The 21446-nt window shown below is 62.7% G+C and carries 20 protein-coding genes; 9 read left to right on the top strand and 11 right to left on the bottom strand.

Annotated elements, in window-relative coordinates; genetic code table 11:
• The first annotated feature begins 267 nt into the window (after positions 1–267).
• A complete protein-coding gene (locus JOD78_RS18540) occupies positions 268–906 on the top strand; it encodes a carbonic anhydrase (protein WP_034338314.1) in 639 nt (212 codons plus the stop codon).
• A 22-nt stretch (positions 907–928) separates the two neighbouring features.
• On the opposite strand, the gene JOD78_RS18535 is transcribed toward JOD78_RS18540, so the two are convergent.
• Entirely contained in the window at positions 929–1960 is a 1032-nt protein-coding gene (locus JOD78_RS18535) for an aldo/keto reductase (protein WP_121045185.1), read from the bottom strand.
• Complete coding sequence (locus JOD78_RS18530; RefSeq protein WP_209567308.1) at positions 1957–2403, bottom strand: MerR family transcriptional regulator; 447 nt, start codon at positions 2401–2403, stop codon at positions 1957–1959. Before JOD78_RS18530 ends, JOD78_RS18535 begins: the two co-directional genes overlap by 4 nt.
• A 224-nt stretch (positions 2404–2627) precedes the next feature.
• Between JOD78_RS18530 and JOD78_RS18525 the strand changes: the two genes are divergently transcribed.
• Complete coding sequence (locus tag JOD78_RS18525) at positions 2628–3371, top strand: fumarylacetoacetate hydrolase family protein (RefSeq protein ID WP_134137452.1); 744 nt, start codon at positions 2628–2630, stop codon at positions 3369–3371.
• 14 nt (positions 3372–3385) lie between these two features.
• Here the strand turns inward: JOD78_RS18525 and bla are convergent, their stop codons facing one another.
• Complete coding sequence (gene bla, locus JOD78_RS18520; RefSeq protein WP_134137451.1) at positions 3386–4285, bottom strand: class A beta-lactamase; 900 nt, start codon at positions 4283–4285, stop codon at positions 3386–3388.
• Between the two features lie 114 nt (positions 4286–4399).
• On the opposite strand from bla, the gene JOD78_RS18515 reads away from it, so the two are divergent.
• The 3 genes from JOD78_RS18515 (at position 4400) to JOD78_RS18505 (ending at position 7082) form a co-directional block, all read left to right on the top strand.
• Positions 4400–5263 carry a LysR family transcriptional regulator gene (locus JOD78_RS18515; RefSeq protein WP_134137450.1) on the top strand — a complete coding sequence of 288 codons (864 nt, stop codon included), beginning with the start codon at positions 4400–4402 and terminating at the stop codon, positions 5261–5263.
• Positions 5264–5470: 207 nt separating this feature from the next.
• Positions 5471–5620, top strand: a complete 150-nt coding sequence (locus JOD78_RS18510; protein WP_166675078.1) for a hypothetical protein — start codon at positions 5471–5473, stop codon at positions 5618–5620.
• 229 nt (positions 5621–5849) lie between these two features.
• Entirely contained in the window at positions 5850–7082 is a 1233-nt protein-coding gene (locus tag JOD78_RS18505) for an HD-GYP domain-containing protein (RefSeq protein WP_204725805.1), read from the top strand.
• An 87-nt stretch (positions 7083–7169) separates the two neighbouring features.
• Here JOD78_RS18505 and JOD78_RS18500 read toward each other — a convergent pair whose 3' ends face one another.
• Together JOD78_RS18500 and JOD78_RS18495 are read right to left on the bottom strand one after the other, a co-directional pair.
• Positions 7170–8165 (bottom strand): M48 family metallopeptidase, encoded by a 996-nt coding sequence (locus JOD78_RS18500; RefSeq protein WP_209567306.1) that lies wholly within the window; start codon positions 8163–8165, stop codon positions 7170–7172.
• A 3-nt stretch (positions 8166–8168) separates the two neighbouring features.
• Positions 8169–9290 (bottom strand): YjgN family protein, encoded by a 1122-nt coding sequence (locus JOD78_RS18495; RefSeq protein ID WP_134137446.1) that lies wholly within the window; start codon positions 9288–9290, stop codon positions 8169–8171.
• Between the two features lie 359 nt (positions 9291–9649).
• Between JOD78_RS18495 and JOD78_RS18490 the strand changes: the two genes are divergently transcribed.
• From JOD78_RS18490 to JOD78_RS18475, 4 genes are all read left to right on the top strand, one after another.
• Positions 9650–10417, top strand: coding sequence for a dienelactone hydrolase family protein (locus JOD78_RS18490; protein ID WP_121045169.1), 768 nt, complete (start codon positions 9650–9652; stop codon positions 10415–10417).
• A 205-nt stretch (positions 10418–10622) separates the two neighbouring features.
• Positions 10623–11345, top strand: a complete 723-nt coding sequence (locus JOD78_RS18485; RefSeq protein WP_134137445.1) for a gluconate 2-dehydrogenase subunit 3 family protein — start codon at positions 10623–10625, stop codon at positions 11343–11345.
• Positions 11346–11347: 2 nt separating this feature from the next.
• Positions 11348–13129 (top strand): GMC family oxidoreductase, encoded by a 1782-nt coding sequence (locus tag JOD78_RS18480; protein ID WP_121045165.1) that lies wholly within the window; start codon positions 11348–11350, stop codon positions 13127–13129.
• Between the two features lie 14 nt (positions 13130–13143).
• Positions 13144–14469 (top strand): cytochrome c, encoded by a 1326-nt coding sequence (locus JOD78_RS18475; RefSeq protein ID WP_209567687.1) that lies wholly within the window; start codon positions 13144–13146, stop codon positions 14467–14469.
• A gap of 92 nt (positions 14470–14561) precedes the next feature.
• On the opposite strand, the gene JOD78_RS18470 is transcribed toward JOD78_RS18475, so the two are convergent.
• The 6 genes from JOD78_RS18470 to JOD78_RS18445 form a co-directional block, all read right to left on the bottom strand.
• Positions 14562–15320 carry a class I SAM-dependent methyltransferase gene (locus JOD78_RS18470; RefSeq protein ID WP_034330406.1) on the bottom strand — a complete coding sequence of 253 codons (759 nt, stop codon included), beginning with the start codon at positions 15318–15320 and terminating at the stop codon, positions 14562–14564.
• A gap of 264 nt (positions 15321–15584) precedes the next feature.
• The gene (locus tag JOD78_RS18465; RefSeq protein ID WP_039784561.1) at positions 15585–16466 is read right to left on the bottom strand and encodes a carbohydrate ABC transporter permease; all 882 of its coding nucleotides are present in this window, start codon (positions 16464–16466) and stop codon (positions 15585–15587) included.
• Complete coding sequence (locus JOD78_RS18460) at positions 16466–17365, bottom strand: sugar ABC transporter permease (RefSeq protein WP_134137442.1); 900 nt, start codon at positions 17363–17365, stop codon at positions 16466–16468. The genes JOD78_RS18465 and JOD78_RS18460 overlap by 1 nt, the downstream gene beginning before the upstream one ends.
• Positions 17366–17535: 170 nt before the next feature.
• Positions 17536–18867: an extracellular solute-binding protein gene (locus tag JOD78_RS18455; RefSeq protein WP_121045161.1), complete on the bottom strand. Its 1332-nt coding sequence runs from the start codon at positions 18865–18867 to the stop codon at positions 17536–17538.
• Between the two features lie 127 nt (positions 18868–18994).
• Positions 18995–20086 carry a sn-glycerol-3-phosphate ABC transporter ATP-binding protein UgpC gene (gene ugpC / locus JOD78_RS18450; protein WP_209567304.1) on the bottom strand — a complete coding sequence of 364 codons (1092 nt, stop codon included), beginning with the start codon at positions 20084–20086 and terminating at the stop codon, positions 18995–18997.
• 214 nt (positions 20087–20300) lie between these two features.
• Positions 20301–21260 carry a C-terminal binding protein gene (locus JOD78_RS18445; protein WP_209567302.1) on the bottom strand — a complete coding sequence of 320 codons (960 nt, stop codon included), beginning with the start codon at positions 21258–21260 and terminating at the stop codon, positions 20301–20303.
• Positions 21261–21446: the final 186 nt, after the last annotated feature.

Here is a 21446-nt window from a genome sequence, read left to right as displayed (position 1 = left end):
GGCAGCCCGACTGCCCTTCGATTCATGTTGATGCGCTCGAAAGTGTCGCACATTGCGTGTGGGCAAGTTTCGAGGCGGCAATTTTATCAGCAGACAAGAGGAAAAGATGTAGAAAAATCGCTATTTCTTGATGAAATTTAATGGAAAAGCAGATCCCTGATCATGCTGATCACGGTCCGTGCGGGCCCGCATGATGGCGGGTGATATCATCCGCCTCACGCGGACGCTTGGCGTCCATCTTCATCAAGAATCAAGGCTATTCCCCACATGCGCGACATCATCAATGGCTTCCTGCGTTTCCAGCAGGATGTCTTCCCTTCCCGCAAAGAACTGTTCAAGAGCCTGGCCAACGGCCAGACGCCCACCACCCTGTTCATTTCCTGTTCCGACAGTCGCATGGTGCCCGAGCTGGTGACCCAGCGCGAACCGGGCGACCTGTTCGTCATCCGCAATGCCGGCAACATCGTGCCGTCCTTCGGTCCGGAGCCGGGCGGCGTGAGCGCCACGGTGGAATACGCGGTGGCCCAGCTGAAGGTGTCGGACATCGTCATCTGCGGCCACTCCGATTGCGGCGCCATGACGGCCGTGGCTACCTGCGCCTGCCTGGACCACATGCCGGCCGTGCGCAACTGGCTGCATCACACCGATGCCGCCCGGATGATCAACGAGTCGCGCCACCACGAAACCGAAAAGGACCGCATCGACGGCATGGTGCGCGAGAACGTGATTGCGCAACTGAACAACATCCGCACCCATCCCTCGGTGGCCGTGGCGCTGGCACAGGGCCGGCTGGGGCTGCATGGCTGGGTCTACGACATCGAGAGCGGGTCCATCCTGGCGCACGATACGGCGACCAATACCTTCGTGCCGCTGGCCCAGCATCCGGCAGCCAGCAGCAACGACTGACCTGCCTTGAGAAAGGCGCTGGTCAGAGGTTGAGCATCTTCATGCTGGCCTCGGTATAGCGCTCCCCGGCGGCTGCCCCGCGCGGGAAGACGGCCTCCAGCGCCATCAGGTCCTGCGCAGAAAGCTTCACCGAGAACGCGCCCGCGTTCTCTTCCAGATAGCGTCGGCGTTTGGTGCCGGGGATCGGCACGATGTGCGGGTCCTGGGCCATCACCCAGGCCAGGGCCAGCTGGCTCGGCGTGCAGCCATGCCGGGCTGCCATTTCCTTCACTTGCTCCACCAGCCGCAGGTTGCGGGCGAAATTCTCGCCTTGGAAGCGCGGATTGGTGCGGCGGAAATCATCCTCGGCCAGATCCTCGAAGCGTTGCAGCGCGCCCGTCAGGAAGCCCCGTCCCAGCGGGCTGTAGGCCACGAAGCCGATGCCCAGTGCGCGGCAGGTGGCCAGCACCTCGGTTTCCGGATCGCGCGTCCACAAGGAATATTCGCTTTGCAGCGCCGTCACCGGATGCACCCGGTGCGCGCGCTCGAGTGTGGCCGACGAAGCTTCGGACAAGCCGATGTAGCGGATCTTGCCGGCCTGCACCAGGTCGGCCAGCACGCCCATGGTGGCCTCGATGGGGGTGTTCGGATCCATGCGGTGCTGGTAGTAGAGATCGATGGTTTCGATGCCCAGGCGCTTGAGACTGCCTTCCACCGCCTGCCTGATATAGGCCGGGCTGCCGTCGACGCCGCGCGCGGAGGGATTGGCCGGATCGCGCCGGATGCCGAATTTGGTGGCGATGAAGAACTTGTCGCGCCGGCCCTGGAGGGCGCGGCCGATCAGTTCTTCATTGGTGTAGGGGCCGTACATGTCGGCCGTGTCGAGCAGGTTGATGCCCAGCTCCAGGGCGCGGTCGATGGTGGCCAGCGATTCGGCGTCGTCGCGCTGCGCATAAAAATCGCTCATGCCCATGCAGCCCAGGCCGATGGCCGAGACCAGCGGGCCGTTGCTGCCCAGGCGGCGGGTACCCACGTGGGATTCCGGTTGCAGGTGAGAGGTGAGGGGTTCGGTCATGGTGCCATCCTTTCGGGGGGAGGAGCGTCGGCTTTGCTGTTGGGGAGTGCGCGGGCAGGTTCAGCACGGGCGTTTTGCTCCAGTTCGTCGTACAGGACCAGCTTGCGCTGCAGGACGGCCAGGTTCTCCTGCAGCTCGGCCAGGGTGTATTGGACGCAAAGCGTATGCGCCTGCAGCATGGCTTTGCGTTCTCTGACGCTTTCCAGGGTATTGCCCTCGCGGCGCAGCTCGGCGTAGCGCAGCATGGCGCGCACCGGCAGACCTGTCGCCTTGAGCTTCTTCAGGAAATCGATCCAGTTCAGGTCTTCCTGGGTGTAGCGGCGATGGCGGTTGTCGCGCCGTTCCACCGGATCGAGCAGGCCGATGCGTTCGTAGTAACGCAGGGTATGCACCGACAGGCCGGTGGCGTCGGCCGCTTGGGCAATGGTCAGGGAAGTCGTCATGGCAGCCAGTCTAGAAGTTGGAGTGCGCTCCAAGTCAAGCGCTGTCTGCCATTATCGGCATTCAGATCGGAGTGCGCTCCAAGTCAAGCGCTGTCTGCCATTATCGGCATTCAGATCGGAGTGCGCTGGTGGCGGCTAGTTCACGGCCGCGCTTTCTGTGGGCGAGCGCCTTGGCAGCCAGTACAATGCGCGCTGCCTTCTTTTCTGTTTCGGAGAATTCCCGCATGCATATCGACGCCGCCACCCAACTCCTGCTCGACGCCCGCCACAGTGGTCTGGCCCTGGACTGGCGCCGCCTGGCCGTCGGCGATGCCGATATCGCCTACGCCGTGCAGGACGCTCAACTGCAACGCCTGGGGCCGATCGGGGGCTGGAAGGTCGGGAGCAAGGGGGATGGCAGCCTGCCAGCTTGTGCGCCGCTGCCGGCCTCCGGCGTACTGGCCTCGGGGGCGCCATTGCGCGGGCCGCAATGGCGCATGCGCGGTCTGGAAGTGGAGTTGGCCTTGCGGGTCGGGCGTGATTACCATCCCGGCGATCAGGTGCCGGATGAGGCCGAGTTGCGCACGGTCTTTGACGCCATCCTGCCGGCCATCGAAGTGGTGGAGACGCGCCTCGGACATCCGCCCTGTACCAACCCCTGGGCCGGCATGGCCGACCTGCAAAGCCACGGTGCCCTGATCATCGGTGCCGCCCAGCCGCTGCCGGCCACGCTTTCGTTGCGCCAGATCGCGGCCAGTCTGCACATCGATGGCCAGGAGATCACCCGCACCACCGGCGGCAACCCGGCTGACCTGTGGCCCATGCTGGGCTGGCTGGCGCTGCATTGCGCGCGCCGTGGCCAGCCATGGCGCCAGGGCCAGGTCATCACGACCGGCTCCTGCACCGGGCTGCAGCTTGCACGCGCAGGGCGGCAGATCGAGGGTGCGCTGGAGGGGATCGGTGCAGTTTCGTTCAGTTTCGCCAGCTGAACAGCAGCAACTTTTTACGTCATGAGCTGACCGATCAGGCGGCCCACTTCTGCATGCACCGCATCACGCCGGGCATCGGTGGCCGCATTTTCGGTGAGATAGACCGCAAACAGCAGCGCTGCGCCTTTCTCTGTCCACACCACGCCCACATCGTTGGCCGTGCCCAGCCGTCCCGTCCCGGTCTTGTCGCCGACCTTCCAGCCCTTGGGCAGGCCGGCGCGCACGCGCTTGTCGCCAGTCTGGTTGGCCACCAGCCATTGCGCAAGCTGCTGGCGCGAGGCCGGCGTCAGCGCATTGCCCAGCACCAGCTGGCGCAGGTCGGCCGTCATCGCGGCCGGAGTGGTGGTGTCGCGCGGGTCGCCGGGAACGGCTTCGTTGAGCGTGGGCTCATTGCGATCCAGCCGGGTCAGGTCATCGCCCAGCGACCGCACGAAGCGCGTCATGCCGGCGGGACCGTCCATGCTCTCCAGCATGAGATTGGCGGCGGTGTTGTCCGAAAGAGTGATGGCGGCCTCGCACAGCTGTGCCAGCGACAGGCCATCCCCGCCGGTGTGCTTGCCGGTGGTGGGCGAGTAGGGCACCAGGTCCTGCTGGCGATAGACGATACGGCGCGCCAGCTGCTCCTTGCCCTCGTCCACGCGACGCAGCACGGCGGCCGCCGCGAGGAACTTGAAGGTACTGCACATGGGGAAGCGCTCATCGGCACGATAGCCCCAGTGGCGGCCGCCGGCGGTATCGACCAGCGACACGCCCAGACGCCCGCCGATATCGGCTTCCAGCCGCGACAGCGTGGCGGTCAGTGCGGATGAGTCCACAGTTTTACTTGCGCCTTGCAGGCTGGCCGCCCAGCTGCGGCTGATCAGGCCGGCACCGGCCAGCGCGGCGACGGACAGAAAATGACGTCGTCCAGACATGGATACTCCTCGATGAATGATGGCAACAGGGCTGCATCATAGGCAGTAGTCGCGGTGCTCACAATTCACGATAATTGGACGCAAGCCCAAGAAAAACTGATGCCTGGAGTGTTCATGTACCTGCCCCTCAATGCCTTGCGCGCCTTCGAAGTCTCGGCCCGCCATCTCTCCTTCACGCGCGCCGCCGAGGAATTGAGCGTGACCCAGACCGCCGTCAGCATGCAGGTCAAGAATCTGGAGCAGCGGCTGGGCGTGACCCTGTTCCGTCGCCTGCCACGCGGCCTGGCCCTCACCGACGAAGGGCTGGCGCTGCTGCCGGTGGTGGCGCAATCCTTCGGGCGCATCGCCGATGTGCTGGCCCAGTTCGAAGATGGCCGGCGCCGCGAGGTGCTCACCGTCGGGGTGGTCGGAACGTTCGCCGTGGGTTGGCTCATGCCGCGCCTGCGCGAATTCCAGCAGCAGCATCCCTTCGTCGACCTGCGCCTGCTCACCAACAACAACCGTGTCGACCTGGCCGGTGAGGGGCTCGATTATGCGATTCGTTTTGGCGATGGCGCATGGCATGGCACCGAGGCTGAACGTCTGTTCGAAGCGCCACTGGCACCCATGTGCGCACCGGAGATTGCCGCGCGCTTGCGCACGCCCTCCGACCTGGCGGCCGAGACGCTGCTGCGGTCCTATCGCAGTGACGAGTGGCGCCGCTGGTTTGCGGCCGCCGCTGCGCCTTGCCCGCCCTTGCGCGGCTTCGTATTCGACTCCTCGCTGGCGCTGGCTGAAGCGGCTGCGCAAGAGGCCGGCGTGGCGCTGTTGCCGGTGATGATGTTCGAGCGCGAATTGCGACAGGGGCGGCTGGTCTGCCCCTTCGAACAGCGCATCGTGCTCGGTGCCTACTGGCTCACGCGCTTGAAGTCACGCCCGCAAACCGCCGCCATGGCGGCTTTCCGGACATGGCTGAAGGTGCAGGCAGGCTGCGTGTAGGGTTGACTGAAGTGATGATTACGCGCAACAACCACAGCCATGTCAGATAAATCCTGATAGACGCGCGGCCTGCATGCACCTAGAATAAATGATATAAACAATTTATACGGTTCGTGCCGGCCGTATGAGTCGACACCATGGACAGACCGGCACTGGCAGAAAACCTTCGGGAGCCTGCCATCAGTCAATAGTGAAAGGGGGTAAGTCATGCACTACTTCGCACAACTCTATCGCAAGCTGGTTGATTTTCTCAATGACTCCAGTGAACTCGACACCGGTTCGCACCGCGGTGCGCCGCATTGCTGCAGCCTGTATTCGGGCTTGTCGAGCATGTCGCAGGAAGAGCAGCGTCACTGACATCGCGAGTCATTGACTCGTCACGCCTGCCTCACCTGCCGCCCCGGGCCGCGCCAGCGCCCCGGGTTTTTCTTTGTCTGCACGGACAACACTGTACGTTTTGGAGATTGCATCGTTTCTCTAACGAGTGTCATCAGGAATTTTCCGCTAATCAATCCGCTCAAGATGTAATACAGTCGGGCCACAAGCCGGGGCGATGTCGCGGCGAAGCAACTTCACTCAGGCTCAGATGACACAACTCAAAAAGATCAGCGTCGACGACTTGGCCGTGGGCATGTATTTTTCCGGTTTCGATGGCCCCTGGATCGACAATCCGTTCTGGCGCAGCAAGTTCCTGATCGAGCAGGCCGCAGACATCAGCCGCGCCCGCAGCGCCGGCTTTGAGTTCTGCTGGATCGACGTCGCGCTGGGCCGGGATGTCATTCCGGGTAGCGCCGTCGAAGCAATGGACGTGGCTGCAGAACCGCGTGTGAAGCCGGTGCCGCTCACGCCAGAGGACGAGTATCGCAACGAACTCAGCGAAGCCCTGCGGCTCTACGAGAGCGCCAAGGTATCGACGCAGCAGATGTTCCGGCAGGCGCGCCTGGGCAAGACCCTGGATGTCGCGCAATGCCAGGACCTGGTGGAAGAAATCGCCGCCTCGGTCACGCGCAATTCGAATGCACTGCTCAGCATCATCCGCTTGAAGCGCGCCGACGAATACACCTACCTGCATTCCATTGCCGTCTGCACCATGATGGTGGCACTGGCACGCACCCTGGGCATGGACAATACGGCCTGCAAGGAAGCCGGACTGGCCGGTTACCTGCACGATGTGGGCAAGGCCTTCATTCCGCTCGACGTGCTCAACAAGCCCGGCAAGCTGACCGATCAGGAATTCCGCATCATCCAGCGCCATCCTACGCTGGGCTATGAATACCTGAGCGGCTTCGCGGGGGTGCCGGATTATGTGCTCGACGTCTGCCTGCATCATCACGAAAAGATCGATGGCACCGGCTATCCGGGGCGTCAGCAGGGCAACCAGATCGATCTGTATTCGCGCATGGCGGCGGTGTGTGACGTGTATGACGCCATCACCTCCGACCGCACCTACAAATCCGCCTGGGACCCGGCTGAGTCGCTGGCACGCATGGCCAGCTGGAGCGGCCACTTCGATCGCCCCATCTTCCTGACCTTCGTCAAGACGCTGGGCATCTATCCCATCGGATCCATCGTCAAGCTGCGTTCAGGCCGCACAGCGCTGGTGATTCGCCAGAATCACAAGGACCTGACCAAGCCGGTCGTCAAGGCGTTTACGACGGCGCTCTCGATCGAATCGCTGGAGAGCGAGATCATCGATCTGTCCTCGCCGGACCAGGATGATGTGATCAGCGAGCGCAGTGGCCAGGACTGGATCCGCAGCAACGGACTGGTGCTGGATTCGCTCAAGGCACTGGTGGAAGGAAACGAGAGCCCGGGTTAGCCGGGACATCAGACGTGCGACAGTTTGATGGCGGAAGCCCGGTGCGCGCCTGCGCACCGGGTTTTTTATTGCAGGCAGTACTTGCGCTCAGCGGGCACCGAGGATGTGCGCGATGCGTTCCTCATTGGCCGGATGGCTGGACAGGTAACGTGCTGCCGGACTGTCCTTGCTCTTGCCCATGTCTTCCAGTTTCTCGAACACCAGCGCCAGTTTCTGGCGCGGCAGGCCATTGGCCTTGAACATGGCGATGGCGTAATCATCGGCCTCGCGTTCGATATCGCGCGAATACTTCAGATCCAGCAAGACCGTCGGGATGTTGGCCAGGACCGCCGAGACATCGCCGAACAGCAAGGTGGCCGTGGCCGCGATGGCCGAACTCTGGATCAGCCGCCGCATCAGGTGGCGCCGGTGCACATGGCCCAGTTCATGGGCCAGCACCCCCATGAGGGCGTCATCATCATCAAGCAGCTGCACGATCTCATCGGTGACCACGATCTGGCCCGAGGGCAGGGCGAAGGCGTTGGGACCGATGCGGCTCTTGCGGAACACGATCTGGTAGTCGGGCGCATCCGCCATCGGCGCGGTCAGGGCACGAAAGCGCGACGTGATGCCCTTGGCCCGCTGGGCGTCGAGCTGGCTGGGTGCCAGCACGTGCTGGTCGAGAAAGTCCAGCGTACCTTGACCGACCTGGCGATCCACCGCCACCGGCAGGATGGCCGTGATGCCCTGCGCGGCCAGCGGCAGCAGGTACAGGTAGCTCAGTACCACCACCGCGACCAGCGCCACGCAGGCCGCCAGCGCATGCCGCCAGCTTTGCTGCAGCCGGACCACCAGTGAATCGCGGTGGCCGGTGTCGTGCAGCAGGGCGCTGAAGGCAGCACCGTCGATGATCTCCAGATAGGCACCATCGGGGAAGCTGACCTTGCGTGCTGCCCGGTTCAGGCGCTCGGAGACGCGCAATTGGGTGATCGGACAGTCCCGCTCCACCTCGCCGCGCACCTGGGCCATGCCATCGCTGACGGCCAGCGTCACCTGGTGGCGCTTTGACGTCTTGCCGTCGTAGTAGGAAGCGGAGACGGTCATGGCTTACATCGACAGGTCGAAGTCGAGCAGGTCGCCCAGGCCTTCGCCGGTGGCCGAGCCGGGTGATTCGCTGGAAGCGATGAAGTCATCCAGGCTGCCCGCCGGCAGCAGCGTGACCGACTCGATGCGGTAGCGCATCATGCGGATCTGCGCGAAGGGGGTGAACAGACCCAGCGTGAAGGCGATGCCGAGCACGTTGGTGAGCAGGATGATGGCGGTGCGGCCCCAGCGCATGCGGCTTTCGAAGCGATGCTCGCCCAGGCGCGTATTGTTCCACACCAGGTTCTGCAGCAGCGTGATCCACAGCGGAATGATCAGGAAAGACCAGGCATACAGGGCGAACAACATCAGCCCGAACGCGGCGATCGAGCCCGCACCCGACTGCACCGACTGGAACAGTGCCACGCCGCCAAAGCCGACCACGATGAGCACCGAGCCGGCGATCCAGCCGCCGATACCGGCCGCGAAGGCCAGATAGAAGGCGCCGACCGAACCGTGGAAGGAAAAGTGGGTGGCACCGAAGCGCGCTTCATTGTGCTGGAAGCGCTTGAAGCGCTGCGCCGCCATCGGCATCAACAGGCCCAGGCTGATACCCGAGAGCATGGGCCACAGCAGGAAATTCTTGAATGCGCCGCCGAAGCTGCCGCGAAAACCGAAGCGGATGCCGCGATAGCTGGTGTTGTAGAGCTTGAACTGCAGGCTGCGCCAGATCAGCCAGGGACTGGCCAGCATCAAGGCCAGCGCGGCAATCAGGCCCAGCAGGAGGTTGATGTAGCCGGCGATCTGGTACGCGACGATCAGCACGACGGCGAGGATGCGTCCCTTGAGGATGGCGACGGGGTTGCCGTGATAGTCGAAGCTGGCCCCGGCCACCGAGGTGTTGTCGTAGAAGTAGCGCAGCCGACGCACTTTGGCCCAGGCCGAATAGATGCCCAGCGTAACGATCGACAGCAGCAGGTTGACGATCCAGATGCGGAAATATTCGGAGCCGCGTCCGCTGAAGGTAAAGGCCTGCGGTGCACTGTGGTCGGCCGAGTCACGCAGGGCGGTCGCGAAATTGCCGGGCGCCGCCGGAACGGAAGGCGAGGGAAGGGGAGATTCAGGCAAGTCAGGATGATCGTTCATGGAAGCTCTTGTATTGGTCGTTGTATGGAAGAGGTCTGCCGATGGGGTCGGGCAAGAATCCATTGCTCGCAAGTAAAAGTCAAGTTGTCGCTGATCACCACGCTGCTTGTATGGATGTTGTAGGGACCGGCCTCGCATTTGTTCGTGCTTCACTGGTCTGACCTTCTGCAGAAATGCATTGTTTGTGCGAACATTGCTGCCCGAACACGGTCAAGGCAAGGGCATGGCTGAGCTGGAAACAGCACGGCCATGCAGCAGCAATTGCCCCTGTGGTTCATCTTCGCGCCAAACAAAAGTTTCCTGAACGCCGCCCGGTCTCCACGCCGGGCGGCGTTTGCCAACCAAAGGAGCCACCATCCATGTCCACTTCCTGGAACACCGCCGCCATCGCCGAGAAGCTCGGCATCCCCGTCACCGACCTCGGCATCGAGACCATCGCCCATAGCGCCGATGGCATCGATTACGAAAGCGTCCTGCTCTACAACAAGGCACAGCCGCCGGTGTCGGGCGTGCTGACCATCCCCAACTATTTCGGCCTGCGCCAGCAGGCGCTGGAAATCGCAGCCACCACCATCGGTGCCGGCCATGCCATCCTGGTGGCCGACGTGTTCGGCAAGAGCCTGCGTCCGACCAATCCGGACGAAGCTCTGGCCGCCATCCTCCCGCTGAAGAAGGATCGCGCCGAACTGCGCAAGCGCATGCACGGCGTGCTGAAGGTCTTGCGCGAGCAGACCTTCGTCAAGCTCGATGCCGGCAAGCTGGGCGCCAGCGGTTTCTGCTTCGGCGGCACCGCTGCGCTGGAACTGGCGCGTGATGGTGCGGACGTGCGCGGCACGGTGTCGCTGCACGGTGCGCTCGATACCCCGGCCCCGGGCGAGAGCAAGGTCAAGGGAGCGGTCCTGGTGCTGCACGGCGTGCAGGACCCGTCGGTGCCGCGCGATCAGGTCAATGGCTTCATCGACGAAATGAGCGCGCTCAAGGTTGACTGGCAACTGGTCAACTATGGCTTGGCCGGCCACTCCTTCACCGATCCGGATGCCAACCATCCCGGCTTCTTCTACCACCGCCAGACGGCAGAACGCGCCGCGGTCGCATTGCAGGCCTTCTTCGGCGAAGTGCTGGCCTGAAGTCCTGAAGCAGGGCAGGGCCGATGCCCTGCCGAACTGATTCATCCACCTGTGCAGCGGTGCCCGGAGCCGCTGCACAGGCAGTCTCACCATAACAAGAAGAGAGTGCGTCCGTCCGGTACGCAGGGGAGCGTTCATCCTTGCCGCGCCGCTCGCGCCAGCATCCTGCATTGCCCTCGTCAAATCCCACGTCCAAAGGATACTCATGCCACAAGATAAAGAGCCCAGGCGGCGCTTCCTGCGCCAGGTGTTGGCCATCGTCCCAGCCGCGACCACGCTAGGCGGAGCCACCACCGTTGCAGTCAGCCAGCCGGCAATGGCCGACAGCAGCGAACCCGGCAAGCCCCGCGCCTACACGCCGACCTACTTCACTGCGCCCGAATGGGCCTTCCTCAACGCCGCCGTCGATCACCTCATCCCCTCCGACCAGTACGGTGCCGGTGCGCTCGAAACCGGCGTGCCCGAGTTCATCGACCGCCAGATGGAAACCCCCTACGGCGCCGGCAAGCTCTGGTACATGCAAGGTCCCTTCCACCCGGACAGCGTGCCGGAACTCGGCTACCAGCTCTCGCTGGTGCCGCGCGACATCTACCGCCAGGGCATCGCTGCCTGCAATGACTGGTGCAGCAAGAACCACGGCAAGGTCTTCGCCGAACTCGACAAGGCCAAGCAGCTGGAGGTGCTCAAGATGATGGAAGGCGGCAAGATCGCTTTCGATACCGTGCCCGCCAAGACCTTCTTCAGCTTCATGCTGGGCAATACCAAGGAAGGTTATTTTGCCGACCCGATGTACGGCGGCAACCAGAAGATGGGCGGCTGGAAGATGGTCGGCTTCCCCGGTGCACGCGCCGATTACGCCGACTGGGTCGATCAATACAACGTCAAATATCCATACGGCCCCGTGTCGATTCTGGGAGAGAAGGGCTGATCATGGCTATCAAAAAAGACAAAGTGGATGTAGTGATGGTGGGCCTGGGCTGGACCGGCTCCATCATGGGCATGGAGCTCACCGAAGCCGGCCTGAACGTGCTGGCGCTGGAACGCGGCGACATGCGTGACACCAACACCGACACGCCTTATCCGAAGGCTGTCGATGAACTGAAATACTCCGTGCGCGGCGCGCTGTTTCAGGATCTCTCGCGCGAGACCGTCACGATTCGTCATACGCTCTCGGATGTGGCCGTGCCGTACCGCCAGCATGGTTCCTTCCTGCTGGGCGATGGCGTGGGCGGTGCGGGTTTCCACTGGAACGGCATGATGTACCGCAACCTGCCCGAAGAGCTGGAAATGCGCACGCACCACGAGCAGAAATACGGCAAGAAATTCATCCCCGAGGACATGACCATCCAGGACCATGGCGTGACCTACAAGGAGCTGGAGCCGTTTTACGATTTCTCGGAAAAGGTCATGGCGGTTTCCGGCAAGGCCGGCAATCTCAAGGGCCAGATCGTGGCCGGCGGCAATCCGCTGGAAGGCGAGCGCAGCGATGAATTTCCGACCCCGCCGCTGCAGTACCAGTACAGCGCTTCGCTGGTCGAGAAGGCCATGCGCGACGTCGGCTACCACCCTTATCCGGCCCCCGCGGCCAATGCCTCGCAGCCCTTCACCAATCCGTATGGCGTGCGCATCGGCCCCTGCAACTACTGCGGCTTCTGCGAAAACTACGGCTGCTACATGTATTCCAAGGCATCGCCGCAGACCACCATCCTGCCGGTACTGTTGAAGCGCAAGAACTTCGAGGTACGTACCAAGGCCCAGGTCATCAAGGTCAACCTGGATGCCTCCGGCAAGCGCGCCACCGGCGTCACCTACATCGATGCCCAGGGCCGCGAAGTCGAGCAGCCCGCCGACCTGGTCCTGCTGACCGCCTTCCAGACCCACAACGTCCGCCTGCTGCTGCTCTCGGGCATCGGCAAGCCCTATGACCCGGTCTCCGGCGAAGGCGTGGTCGGCAAGAATTTCGCCTACCAGTACAACGGCGGCATCAACGTGGTCATGCCCAAGGGCACGCAGTTCAATCCGTTCATCGGCACCGGTGCAGGTGGCGTGGGCATGGACGACCTCAACGCCGACCAGTTCGATCACGGCCCGCTGGGCTTCATCGGCGGTGCCTCGATTCGTCACGTGCGCTATGGCGGCCGTCCCATCAAGCAGGCCGGCACCATGCCGGGCGAGAAGGTCCCCAACTGGGGTTCGGAATGGAAGGCCAGCGTGCAGGATGCCTACCAGCGCACGCTCACCATCGGCATGTCCGGTTCGGTGATGGCGTATCGCGATTGCTATCTGTCGCTGGATCCGACCTACAAGGATGCCAATGGCCAGCCGCTCTTGCGCATGACCCTGAACTGGAAGGAGAACGAAGGCAAGATGCTGACCTACATCGCCGGCGAGATGGAGAAGGTCGGCCAGGCCATGAATCCGGAGAAGGTCGTCAAGGCGGTACGCAAGACCGGGTCGTCCTGGGATACGCGGGTCTATCAATCGACCCACCTCACCGGGGGCGCCATCATGGGGACCACACCCAAGAACAGCGTGGTCAACAAATACCTGCAAAGCTGGGATGTGCCCAACGTGTTCGTCTACGGCGCTTGCGCCTTCCCGCAGAACATGGGCTACAACCCGACCGGGCTGGTCACGGCGCTGGCGTATCACTCCGCCAAGGCCATCCGTGAGCAGTATCTGAAAAACCCCGGCCCGCTGGTGCAGGCATAAGGATGACGACCATCATGATCAAGCATTATTTCATCGCCGCCTGTGCGGCCGTCATGTCGCTGTCCGCCTTCACCGCAGCAGCGCAGAGCAATGCCGCCGCTTCCTCGGCCGACCAGCAGCTGGTGCAGCGTGGCGAGTACCTGGCCAAGGCCGGGGACTGCGTGGCCTGCCACACCGCCAAGGGCGGCAAGCCCTTTGCGGGTGGCTTGCCCATTGCTACGCCCATCGGCACGGTGTATTCGTCCAACATCACGCCGGACAAGGAACACGGCATCGGCAACTACAGCGAAGAGGATTTCGACCGTGCGCTGCGTCACGGCATCCGCAAGGATGGCGCGTCGCTCTATCCGGCCATGCCGTATCCCTCCTACGCCAAAGTCAAGCCGGCAGACGTGAAGGCGCTCTATGCCTACTTCATGCAGGGCGTGCAGGCCGATCCCGCACCCAATCGCGGTGTGGACATCACCTGGCCCCTGTCGATGCGCTGGCCGTTGTCGGTCTGGCGCAAGGTGTTCGCGCCGGCAGTGGCGGCCGATGGTCCTGAGGACAACAGTCCGCTGGTCCGCGGCCAATACCTTGTGGAAGGCCTGGGCCACTGTGGTGCCTGCCACACGCCACGCGGCGCGGGCATGCAGGAAAAGGCGCTGTCCAATGACAGCAGCCAGTTCCTCTCCGGTGGCGTGATCGACGGCTACCTGGCCAACAACCTGCGCGGTGATGCCCGCGATGGTCTGGGCAACTGGAGCGAGGCTGACATCGTGGCCTTCCTCAAGACCGGCCGCAACAGCCATTCCGCTGCCTTTGGCGGCATGGCCGACGTGGTGGCCAACAGTACCCAGTACATGACCGAGGAAGATCTCTCGGCCATGGCCAAGTACCTGAAGTCCTTGAAGGCGGTGAAGGAGGGCACGCCAGCGCTGGCCTATGACGACAAGACCCACCAGGCCTTGCGCAAAGGCAGCGACCAGAGTCCGGGTGCGATGGCTTTCCTGAACAATTGCGCGGCCTGCCATCGCAGCAGCGGCAAGGGCTATGACGAGACCTTCCCGACCCTGGCCTTGTCGCCGACGGTCAATGCCGAGAACCCGGCTTCGCTGATCCGCATCGTGCTGGAGGGGGCCGAAATGCCGTGGACGCACAAGGCCCCGACCCAGTTCGCCATGCCGGGCTTTGCCAGCCGGCTGTCGGACCAGGAAGTGGCCGATGTGGTCACCTTCATCCGTAGCAGCTGGGGTAACCAGGCGTCTTCGGTGAACGCGTCCGACGTGGCCAAGGTGCGCAAGCAGCTGCCGGAGAAGAAAACGGTGGAGGCGGGGAGTGCGCCACTGGCCAAGCAGTAGTGAGCAGCAGTAGTGAGCGATGGTCCGGCATCTGCCGGGCTATCAACGATCCCCGCGTCTGCACAACGCGGGGATTTTTTTACGGTTGCGGCTTACAGATCGCGAATGCCCACGAAGGTACTGCGCAGCGTGCCGGCGTAGTTCTTCTCCAGGTTTTCTCCCATGTTGGGGGCCCAGTTGTCGTACTGTTCAAACACCGTGGTGAAGCCCAGGTCGTGGATCAGTCCGAGCAGATGTTCCTTCTGTATCCAGAAGGAACGATCGTTCTCATAGGACGCCCAGCGCAGTTTTTCGCGCTCCTCGTAGGGCGTGCTGGGATGGAACTCGTGGTACCAGCGACCGTTGAGGCCTTCATTGACCTGCATGGGGGAGAGGCTGTAATACTTCACGCCATCTTCCAGTGATGTGGAAAAGTGCGTCTGCAGGATCATCACCTTCTTGGTGTGACGCGCCAGCTTTTCCAGGAAGGCGCGGGGTTTGTCGAAGTGATACAGCAGACCGCAGCAGAACGAGGCATCGAAAGGACCGTAGCGATCCAGATTCCAGGCCGTGTCCTTGACGAAATGCAGGTTCTGCAGGTTCAGGTTCTGCTTCACGTAATTGCAGCACGCAAAGTTTTCCTCCCGTACCTCCAACCCGATGGATTCAAATCCCATGCGGGCAAATTCCACCGTGTAGCCACCTTCCAGGCATCCCAGGTCGATGATCCGGTAATTGCGGCGGTTGCCGGGAAAGGCCAGGTTCAGAACTTTCCTCGCCGAGATCGCCTGGGGGTGATCCTGCAGAAGAATGGTATCTGGCTTGGTGTAGGTCCCGTTGTCCAGCAGGATATTGTGATAAGTGAATTCCATGTTGCCCTTCCCTTTACGTTTTTCGTTATTGTTGGAACGAACTGGCATCCGGAGCAGGATGCCGTTTCTTCATGGCTGACGCGATGCGTCACCGCGATCTTAACCGCTGATGAGCTTTGGTTGAAAGCCATGCGTGTTGCGCTTGCAACGAGCACGCACCTTGCAATCCTGACTTCATCTGACCTTTGCATCGGGTGTTGATGGCAGGCAAAAAGACGGCACCCCTGAGGGTGCCGTTTCATCGCAGGCGGAAGCGGAGGCAGGCTACTCTTTCACCGCCCCCGTCATCCCCGATACGTAATACTCCACGAAGAACGAATACACCACCGCCACCGGCAGCGAGCCCAGGAGCGCCCCGGCCATCAGTGCGCCCCAGTGATAGACGTCGCCTTCCACCAGCTCGGTGACGATCCCCACCGGCACCGTCTTCACCTCGGAGGAGGAGATGAAGGTCAGCGCATAGATGAACTCGTTCCAGGACAGCGTGAAGGCAAAGATGCCCGCCGAGATCAAGCCCGGCACCGCCAGCGGCAGGATGATCTTGACCAGGATCTCCCAGCGCGTAGCACCATCGATGAGCGCGCACTCTTCCAGCTCATAAGGAATCGAGCGGAAGTAGCCCATCAGCAACCAGGTGCAGAACGGGATCAGGAAGGTCGGATAGGTCAGGATCAGCGCCCAGCGCGTATCGAACAGCCCCAGCTTGAACACGATCGCCGCCAGCGGAATGAACAGGATCGAGGGCGGGATCAGGTAGGCGAGGAAGATGCCCAGCCCGACCTGCTTGGAGCCCTGGAAGCGCAGGCGTTCGATCGCATAGGCGGCAAAGACGCTGGCCGCCAGCGAGGCGAAGGTCGATACCACCGACACGATCACCGTGTTGAGCAGCCAGGCCGGATACTGGGTCTGGAACAGCAGCTTCTTGAAGTGCGCCAGCGTCGGGGCAACGACCCAGAAGGGGTTGCCGGTCTGCGAGAGCAATTCATTGTCCGGCTTGAAGGCCGTGATCACCATCCAGTAGAACGGGAACAGCAGCACGAACAGGAAGATCAGCAGCGGAATGTAGATCGTCACCCAGCGGCGCGGTGTCGATTGCAGGAAATCCATGCCTTGGGTTTCCTGCTGGTCGTCTTTTTTCTTGGCCATTATTTGTCACCTCCTTGTTGCCAGCCGCGACGTTGCAGGCCGAAATACGAGAACATGATCGCTGCCAGGAGGAAGGGAATCATGTAGGTTGCCAGTGCCGCGCCTTCACCCAGGGCACCGCCCGGAATGGCGCGCTGGAAGGAGAGCGTGGCCATCAGATGCGTCGCATTGAGCGGACCGCCGCGGGTGAGCACATAGATCAGCTGGAAGTCGGTGAAGGTGAACAGCACCGAGAAGGTCATCACCACCGCGATGATGGGCGTGAGCAAGGGCAGCGTCACGTGGCGGAACTGCTGCCAGGGCGTGGCACCGTCGATGGCGGCCGCCTCATAGAGCGAGGGCGAGATCGTCTGCAGGCCCGCCAGCAGCGAGATCGCCACGAAGGGAATGCCGCGCCAGACGTTGGCAAAGACGGTGGACCAGCGCGCATTCCACGGGTCGCCCAGGAAGTCGATGTAGCGGTCGATCAGGCCCATCTTGTGCAGGGCCCAGCTGATGACGGAGAACTGTGCGTCATACAGCCACCAGAAGGCCAGGGCCGACAGTGCTGTCGGCACGATCCAGGGCAACAGCACGATGGCGCGGAAGAAGGTCTTCAGCGGCACGTTCTTGTTGAGCAGGATGGCCAGCCACAGGCCCAGTGCGAATTTCAGGATGCTGGCGCTGACCGTGTAGAACACGGTATTGAACAGCGACAGCTGCGCCAGCGAATCGCCGGCCAGGTAAGTGTAGTTGTCCAGGCCGATGAAGCTGCCTTCGCCGCCGATCTTGGTATCGGTGAAGCCCAGCCAGATGCCCAGGCCCAGCGGGTAGGTCAGGAACACCACCAGCAGGAGCACGGCCGGGGCCATGAACAGCATGCCCAGTACGTTACGGTTGTTCAGGAATCGGGATAGCATGATGTGCCTCGATGAAAGGGCCGCAAGCCAGGCCTGCGGCCAATACGGTAGTGACGCGTCGCGATGCGCCAGCGCGGCGGGACCGGGTCGGCAAGCCCTGACAACCTGCCCCTTTGCCCGCTGTCCCGAGGGAACCCGGACCCGCCCTGCTGACGTTCAGGCTGCTGCCATCAGGTCTTGTAATACCGCTTGGCGCGCTCGGCCGCACGATCGATGGCCTGCTGCACGGTCTTGGCGCCCGAGGCGGCCTCGGCCACCATGTCCACCACCACGTAGTCCGCCATGCAAGCCGCCGAGGCCTGTCCCAGCGGGCCTTCGTGGCCATGGTCCAGCATCAGCGAGGCCGAGTCGCGGTACACCGTGGCCTTCGGATCGTCGGTCCAGACCGGGTTCTTCTCGTAGGCCTTCAGCGGCTGGCTGACATAGCCGATGGAAGCCTTCATCCACGGGTTGTACTGGTCCGGCTCGAACATGAATTGCACGAAGGCCTTGGCCGCATTGGGAAACTTGGTGTGCTTGAACACCATCATCTGCGTGATCTGCATCAGCTCGGTGGGCTTGCCGGCCGGGCCGACCGGGAAGTGCGCGTGCTGGGTATCCTTGGCGATGTCCTGCAGCTTGGGATCCTGCGAGTTCTTGGCGGCGTAATACACCGAGATGCCGTTGGCCGTGAGGCTGATCTGGCCATCCAGGTAGGCCTTGTTGTTGGACGGATCCTGCCACGACAGGGTGCCGGGCACGAAGGTGGCATAGAGCTGCTTGGCGTATTCCAGCGCGGCGCGGGTCTCGGCCGAGTTGATGGCGACCTGGCCGTTCTTGTCCACCAGCTTGCCGCCATGCGACCACAGCAGCCAGTGCGCCCAGTTGTTGGCGTCACCGACGGCCTTGCCCAGGGCGAAGCCGACCGGAGTGTCCTTGGCCTTCAAGGCCTGGCACAGCTTGAGGAAGCCGGCCGTGTCCTTGGGAATGGCATCGAAGCCGGCCGCCTTGATCTGGCTTTCGCGATAGACCAGGGCATTGCCGATCACGCCGAGCGGCAGGGCGATCCACTTGCCGTCCTTGGTGCCGTACTTGCGGCAGACGTCGTACCAGCCGCCATAACGCTTGCCCAGCGAGTCGGCCAGGTCGGTCATGTCGATCAGCTTGGTCGGGTACTGCTGCGGGTCGTCGAACCAGCCCAGCACGATGTCCGGACCGCTGCCCACGTTGGCGGCCACAGCCGATTTCGGACGCACGTCTTCCCAGCCTTCGCTGTCGGTGCGCACGGCCACGCCGGTCAGTTCGGTGAATTTCTTGACGTTGGCGTTCCACAGGTCTTCATCGCCCTGGACGAAACGCTTCCAGCGCAGGATACGCAGGGTCGCGCCCTGTTCGATGGGGTACTTGATGCTGTCGGCGCCAGCCGCGCCGGGGCCTGCGGCAAAGGCGTTCACGCCCATGCTCGATGCGGCTGCGGCGGCAGCGCTGGTGACCAGGAATTCGCGTCGTGTCAGCTTGCTCATGTCTCCTACTCCTTCGGTTGAAAGTCGAATTGGACCGCTCTCGAACGGCTGTTCTTGCGGATGGACTCTTTTTCTTGTGATGCTGCGCTACGGGTGGTGCTTGGGACTGCAGGGATGGTGCGGTGGATCAGCGGGCCGCCAGCGACTTGCCCGATTCGGCATCGAACAGGTGCGTGCGGCTGTGGTCGGGGACCAGATGGATCACGTCACCCGCGCCGAAATCATGGCGCTCGCGGAAGATCGAGGTGAGGCTGGTCTCGCCGAAGCGCGAGAACACTTCGGTATCGGCCCCGGTCGGTTCCACCACGATGACCTTGGTGGCAATGCCTTGCCCGGCCGCACCGATGGCGAGGTGCTCGGGACGCACGCCGTAGGTAACCTTCTGCCCGTCATTGCCCTGCAGGGCGCTGCCATAGGGCGCTGGCACGCGGGTGCCATCGGCGAACTCGACTTCTGCTGCGCCACCGCCACCGTTGCGGCGCAGGGTGGCAGGGATGAAATTCATTGCAGGAGAGCCGATGAAACCGGCCACGAACAGGTTGGCCGGATGGTCGTACAAGTCCAGCGGACGGCCGCGCTGTTCCACCAGGCCATCGCGCATGACCACGATCTGGTCGGCCATGGTCATGGCTTCGATCTGGTCGTGGGTGACATAGATGGAAGTGGTCTTGAGGCGCTGGTGCAGTTCCTTGATCTCGGTGCGCATCTGCACGCGCAGCTTGGCATCGAGGTTGGAGAGCGGTTCGTCGAACAGGAACACCTGCGGATCGCGCACGATGGCGCGGCCCATCGCCACGCGCTGGCGCTGGCCGCCCGAGAGCTGGCGCGGATAGCGGTCCAGCAGCTGGTTCAGGCCGAGGATGTCGGCGGCCTTCTTGACGCGTTCTTCCACGAAGGACTTGTCCTTCTTGGCCAGGGTCAGCGAGAAGGCCATGTTGTCGCGCACCGTCATGTGCGGATAGAGCGCGTAGTTCTGGAACACCATGGCGATGTCGCGGTCCTTGGGCTGGACGTTGTTGACCACGGTGCCGCCGATGAGGATCTCGCCGCCGGTGATTTCCTCCAGTCCCGCCAGCATGCGCAGCAGCGTCGACTTGCCGCAGCCGGACGGACCGACCAGGACGGTGAATTCGCCATCGGCGATATCGATGTCGACGCCCCGGATGATCTGGGTGCTGCCGAACTGTTTCTTGACTGCGCGGATCTGTACTGATGCCATCAAATGCTCCTCGTGTCTATCCTCGTATCGACGCTGCGGAACCGGTTCCAGGCGGAGCCGTTCACAACGCACTTTGTTCAGGCACGTCCTGTGGAGGGACGCGTGGAAGATCCTGCCGGTCTTCCTTTTTTTCGTTGTCTACACTGATGCTGCGCCGGCTGGCGGCCGGCGCGGTGCTGCGTTGGCGCCCCGTTGCCGGGGTGATTGTTTTGACTTATTTGTTCTTGCCCTGAACGACCACGTAGGAGGGCCGTCCGTTGCGGTCCCAGTCGATCAGGTTCTGGGCCGCCTTGCGCCGCAGTTCGCGCGCTGCGACATCCGAGAAGAAAGCCGCGTGCGGCGACAATAGCACACGTGGATGCTGCACGATAGCCGAGGCTGTCTGCGGCGGCTCCACCGGCAGGACGTCCAGCGCGGCACCCTTGAGCTGGCCGTTTTCCAGCGCGGCCAGCAGGTCGTCGATCTTGATGAGGCCGCCGCGTGCGGAGTTCACCAGATAGCTCTGCGGCTGCAGGAGATTGAGCAGCGAAGCGTCGATCATGTTGCGCGTCTCGTCGTTCAAGGGCGTATGCAGCGACACCACATGCGCCTGGGCGAACAGTTCTTCGCGGTTCACGCGTTCCACGTAGGCGGGGAAATCGCCATCAATGATGTAGGGATCATAGGCAATGACGCGCTTGAAGAGATTGCGCGAGATATGTGCCATGCGCTTGCCGATGCGGCCCAGGCCGATGATGCCGATGGTGAGATCGGAAGCGCGCGGAATGATGCCGGCCGTGGTGTAGTGCCATTCGCCGGCTTTCACGGCACGGTCATAGACGGTGATATTGCGGATCAGGTCCAGTGCCATGGCCAGTGCATGGGTGGCCACTTCGCCCACGCCATAGTCGGGCGAGTTGGCGACCCACACGCCGTGTGCTGCGGCATCGGCCGTGTTGATGGTATCGAAGCCCGCGCCATAGCGGCTGGCGATGCGGATTTCAGGACGGGTCGCAAAGACCTTGGCGTTCACCGGTGCGTATTGCACCAGCAGGCCCTGGCATCCTGCGGAGGCGGCGATCACCTCCTCTTCCGTGCGGCATTGCGCGGTCACGACTTCCACACCGGCTTCCTTGTAGAGCGCAAGCTCCAGGTCGACGTCGGGGAAATCGTAGTCCGTAATCAGTACTTTCATTGCTCGTCTCCGTGATGGTTGTCTTGGTCCACCTGATGCAACTACTTCCTGGAACACGGCCGCCGCTTGTGTGGCTGTACCGTGGTCCGGGGGTACGACGGATGCTGGTATTAAGCTGAATTTAATGCTGTTTGAATGACCCTTAACTTTTGCTTAATGCTGCTTGTTGAAGCCTGTGAAGCTTGT

It is taken from the genome of Herbaspirillum sp. 1130 (genome assembly GCF_017833835.1).
Lineage (GTDB): Bacteria > Pseudomonadota > Gammaproteobacteria > Burkholderiales > Burkholderiaceae_D > Herbaspirillum > Herbaspirillum huttiense.
The sequence above is the reverse complement of the archived record's forward strand: the minus strand, read 5'-3'. Positions and strand labels throughout refer to the sequence as shown.

Coding starts and splice junctions, on each gene's coding strand:
- JOD78_RS18540 (WP_034338314.1), top strand. CDS start 268: ATGCGCGACATCATCAATGGCTTCCTGCGTTTCCAGCAGGATGTCTTC.
- JOD78_RS18535 (WP_121045185.1), bottom strand. CDS start 1,960: ATGACCGAACCCCTCACCTCTCACCTGCAACCGGAATCCCACGTGGGT.
- JOD78_RS18530 (WP_209567308.1), bottom strand. CDS start 2,403: ATGACGACTTCCCTGACCATTGCCCAAGCGGCCGACGCCACCGGCCTG.
- JOD78_RS18525 (WP_134137452.1), top strand. CDS start 2,628: ATGCATATCGACGCCGCCACCCAACTCCTGCTCGACGCCCGCCACAGT.
- bla (WP_134137451.1), bottom strand. CDS start 4,285: ATGTCTGGACGACGTCATTTTCTGTCCGTCGCCGCGCTGGCCGGTGCC.
- JOD78_RS18515 (WP_134137450.1), top strand. CDS start 4,400: ATGTACCTGCCCCTCAATGCCTTGCGCGCCTTCGAAGTCTCGGCCCGC.
- JOD78_RS18510 (WP_166675078.1), top strand. CDS start 5,471: ATGCACTACTTCGCACAACTCTATCGCAAGCTGGTTGATTTTCTCAAT.
- JOD78_RS18505 (WP_204725805.1), top strand. CDS start 5,850: ATGACACAACTCAAAAAGATCAGCGTCGACGACTTGGCCGTGGGCATG.
- JOD78_RS18500 (WP_209567306.1), bottom strand. CDS start 8,165: ATGACCGTCTCCGCTTCCTACTACGACGGCAAGACGTCAAAGCGCCAC.
- JOD78_RS18495 (WP_134137446.1), bottom strand. CDS start 9,290: ATGAACGATCATCCTGACTTGCCTGAATCTCCCCTTCCCTCGCCTTCC.
- JOD78_RS18490 (WP_121045169.1), top strand. CDS start 9,650: ATGTCCACTTCCTGGAACACCGCCGCCATCGCCGAGAAGCTCGGCATC.
- JOD78_RS18485 (WP_134137445.1), top strand. CDS start 10,623: ATGCCACAAGATAAAGAGCCCAGGCGGCGCTTCCTGCGCCAGGTGTTG.
- JOD78_RS18480 (WP_121045165.1), top strand. CDS start 11,348: ATGGCTATCAAAAAAGACAAAGTGGATGTAGTGATGGTGGGCCTGGGC.
- JOD78_RS18475 (WP_209567687.1), top strand. CDS start 13,144: ATGATCAAGCATTATTTCATCGCCGCCTGTGCGGCCGTCATGTCGCTG.
- JOD78_RS18470 (WP_034330406.1), bottom strand. CDS start 15,320: ATGGAATTCACTTATCACAATATCCTGCTGGACAACGGGACCTACACC.
- JOD78_RS18465 (WP_039784561.1), bottom strand. CDS start 16,466: ATGGCCAAGAAAAAAGACGACCAGCAGGAAACCCAAGGCATGGATTTC.
- JOD78_RS18460 (WP_134137442.1), bottom strand. CDS start 17,365: ATGCTATCCCGATTCCTGAACAACCGTAACGTACTGGGCATGCTGTTC.
- JOD78_RS18455 (WP_121045161.1), bottom strand. CDS start 18,867: ATGAGCAAGCTGACACGACGCGAATTCCTGGTCACCAGCGCTGCCGCC.
- ugpC (WP_209567304.1), bottom strand. CDS start 20,086: ATGGCATCAGTACAGATCCGCGCAGTCAAGAAACAGTTCGGCAGCACC.
- JOD78_RS18445 (WP_209567302.1), bottom strand. CDS start 21,260: ATGAAAGTACTGATTACGGACTACGATTTCCCCGACGTCGACCTGGAG.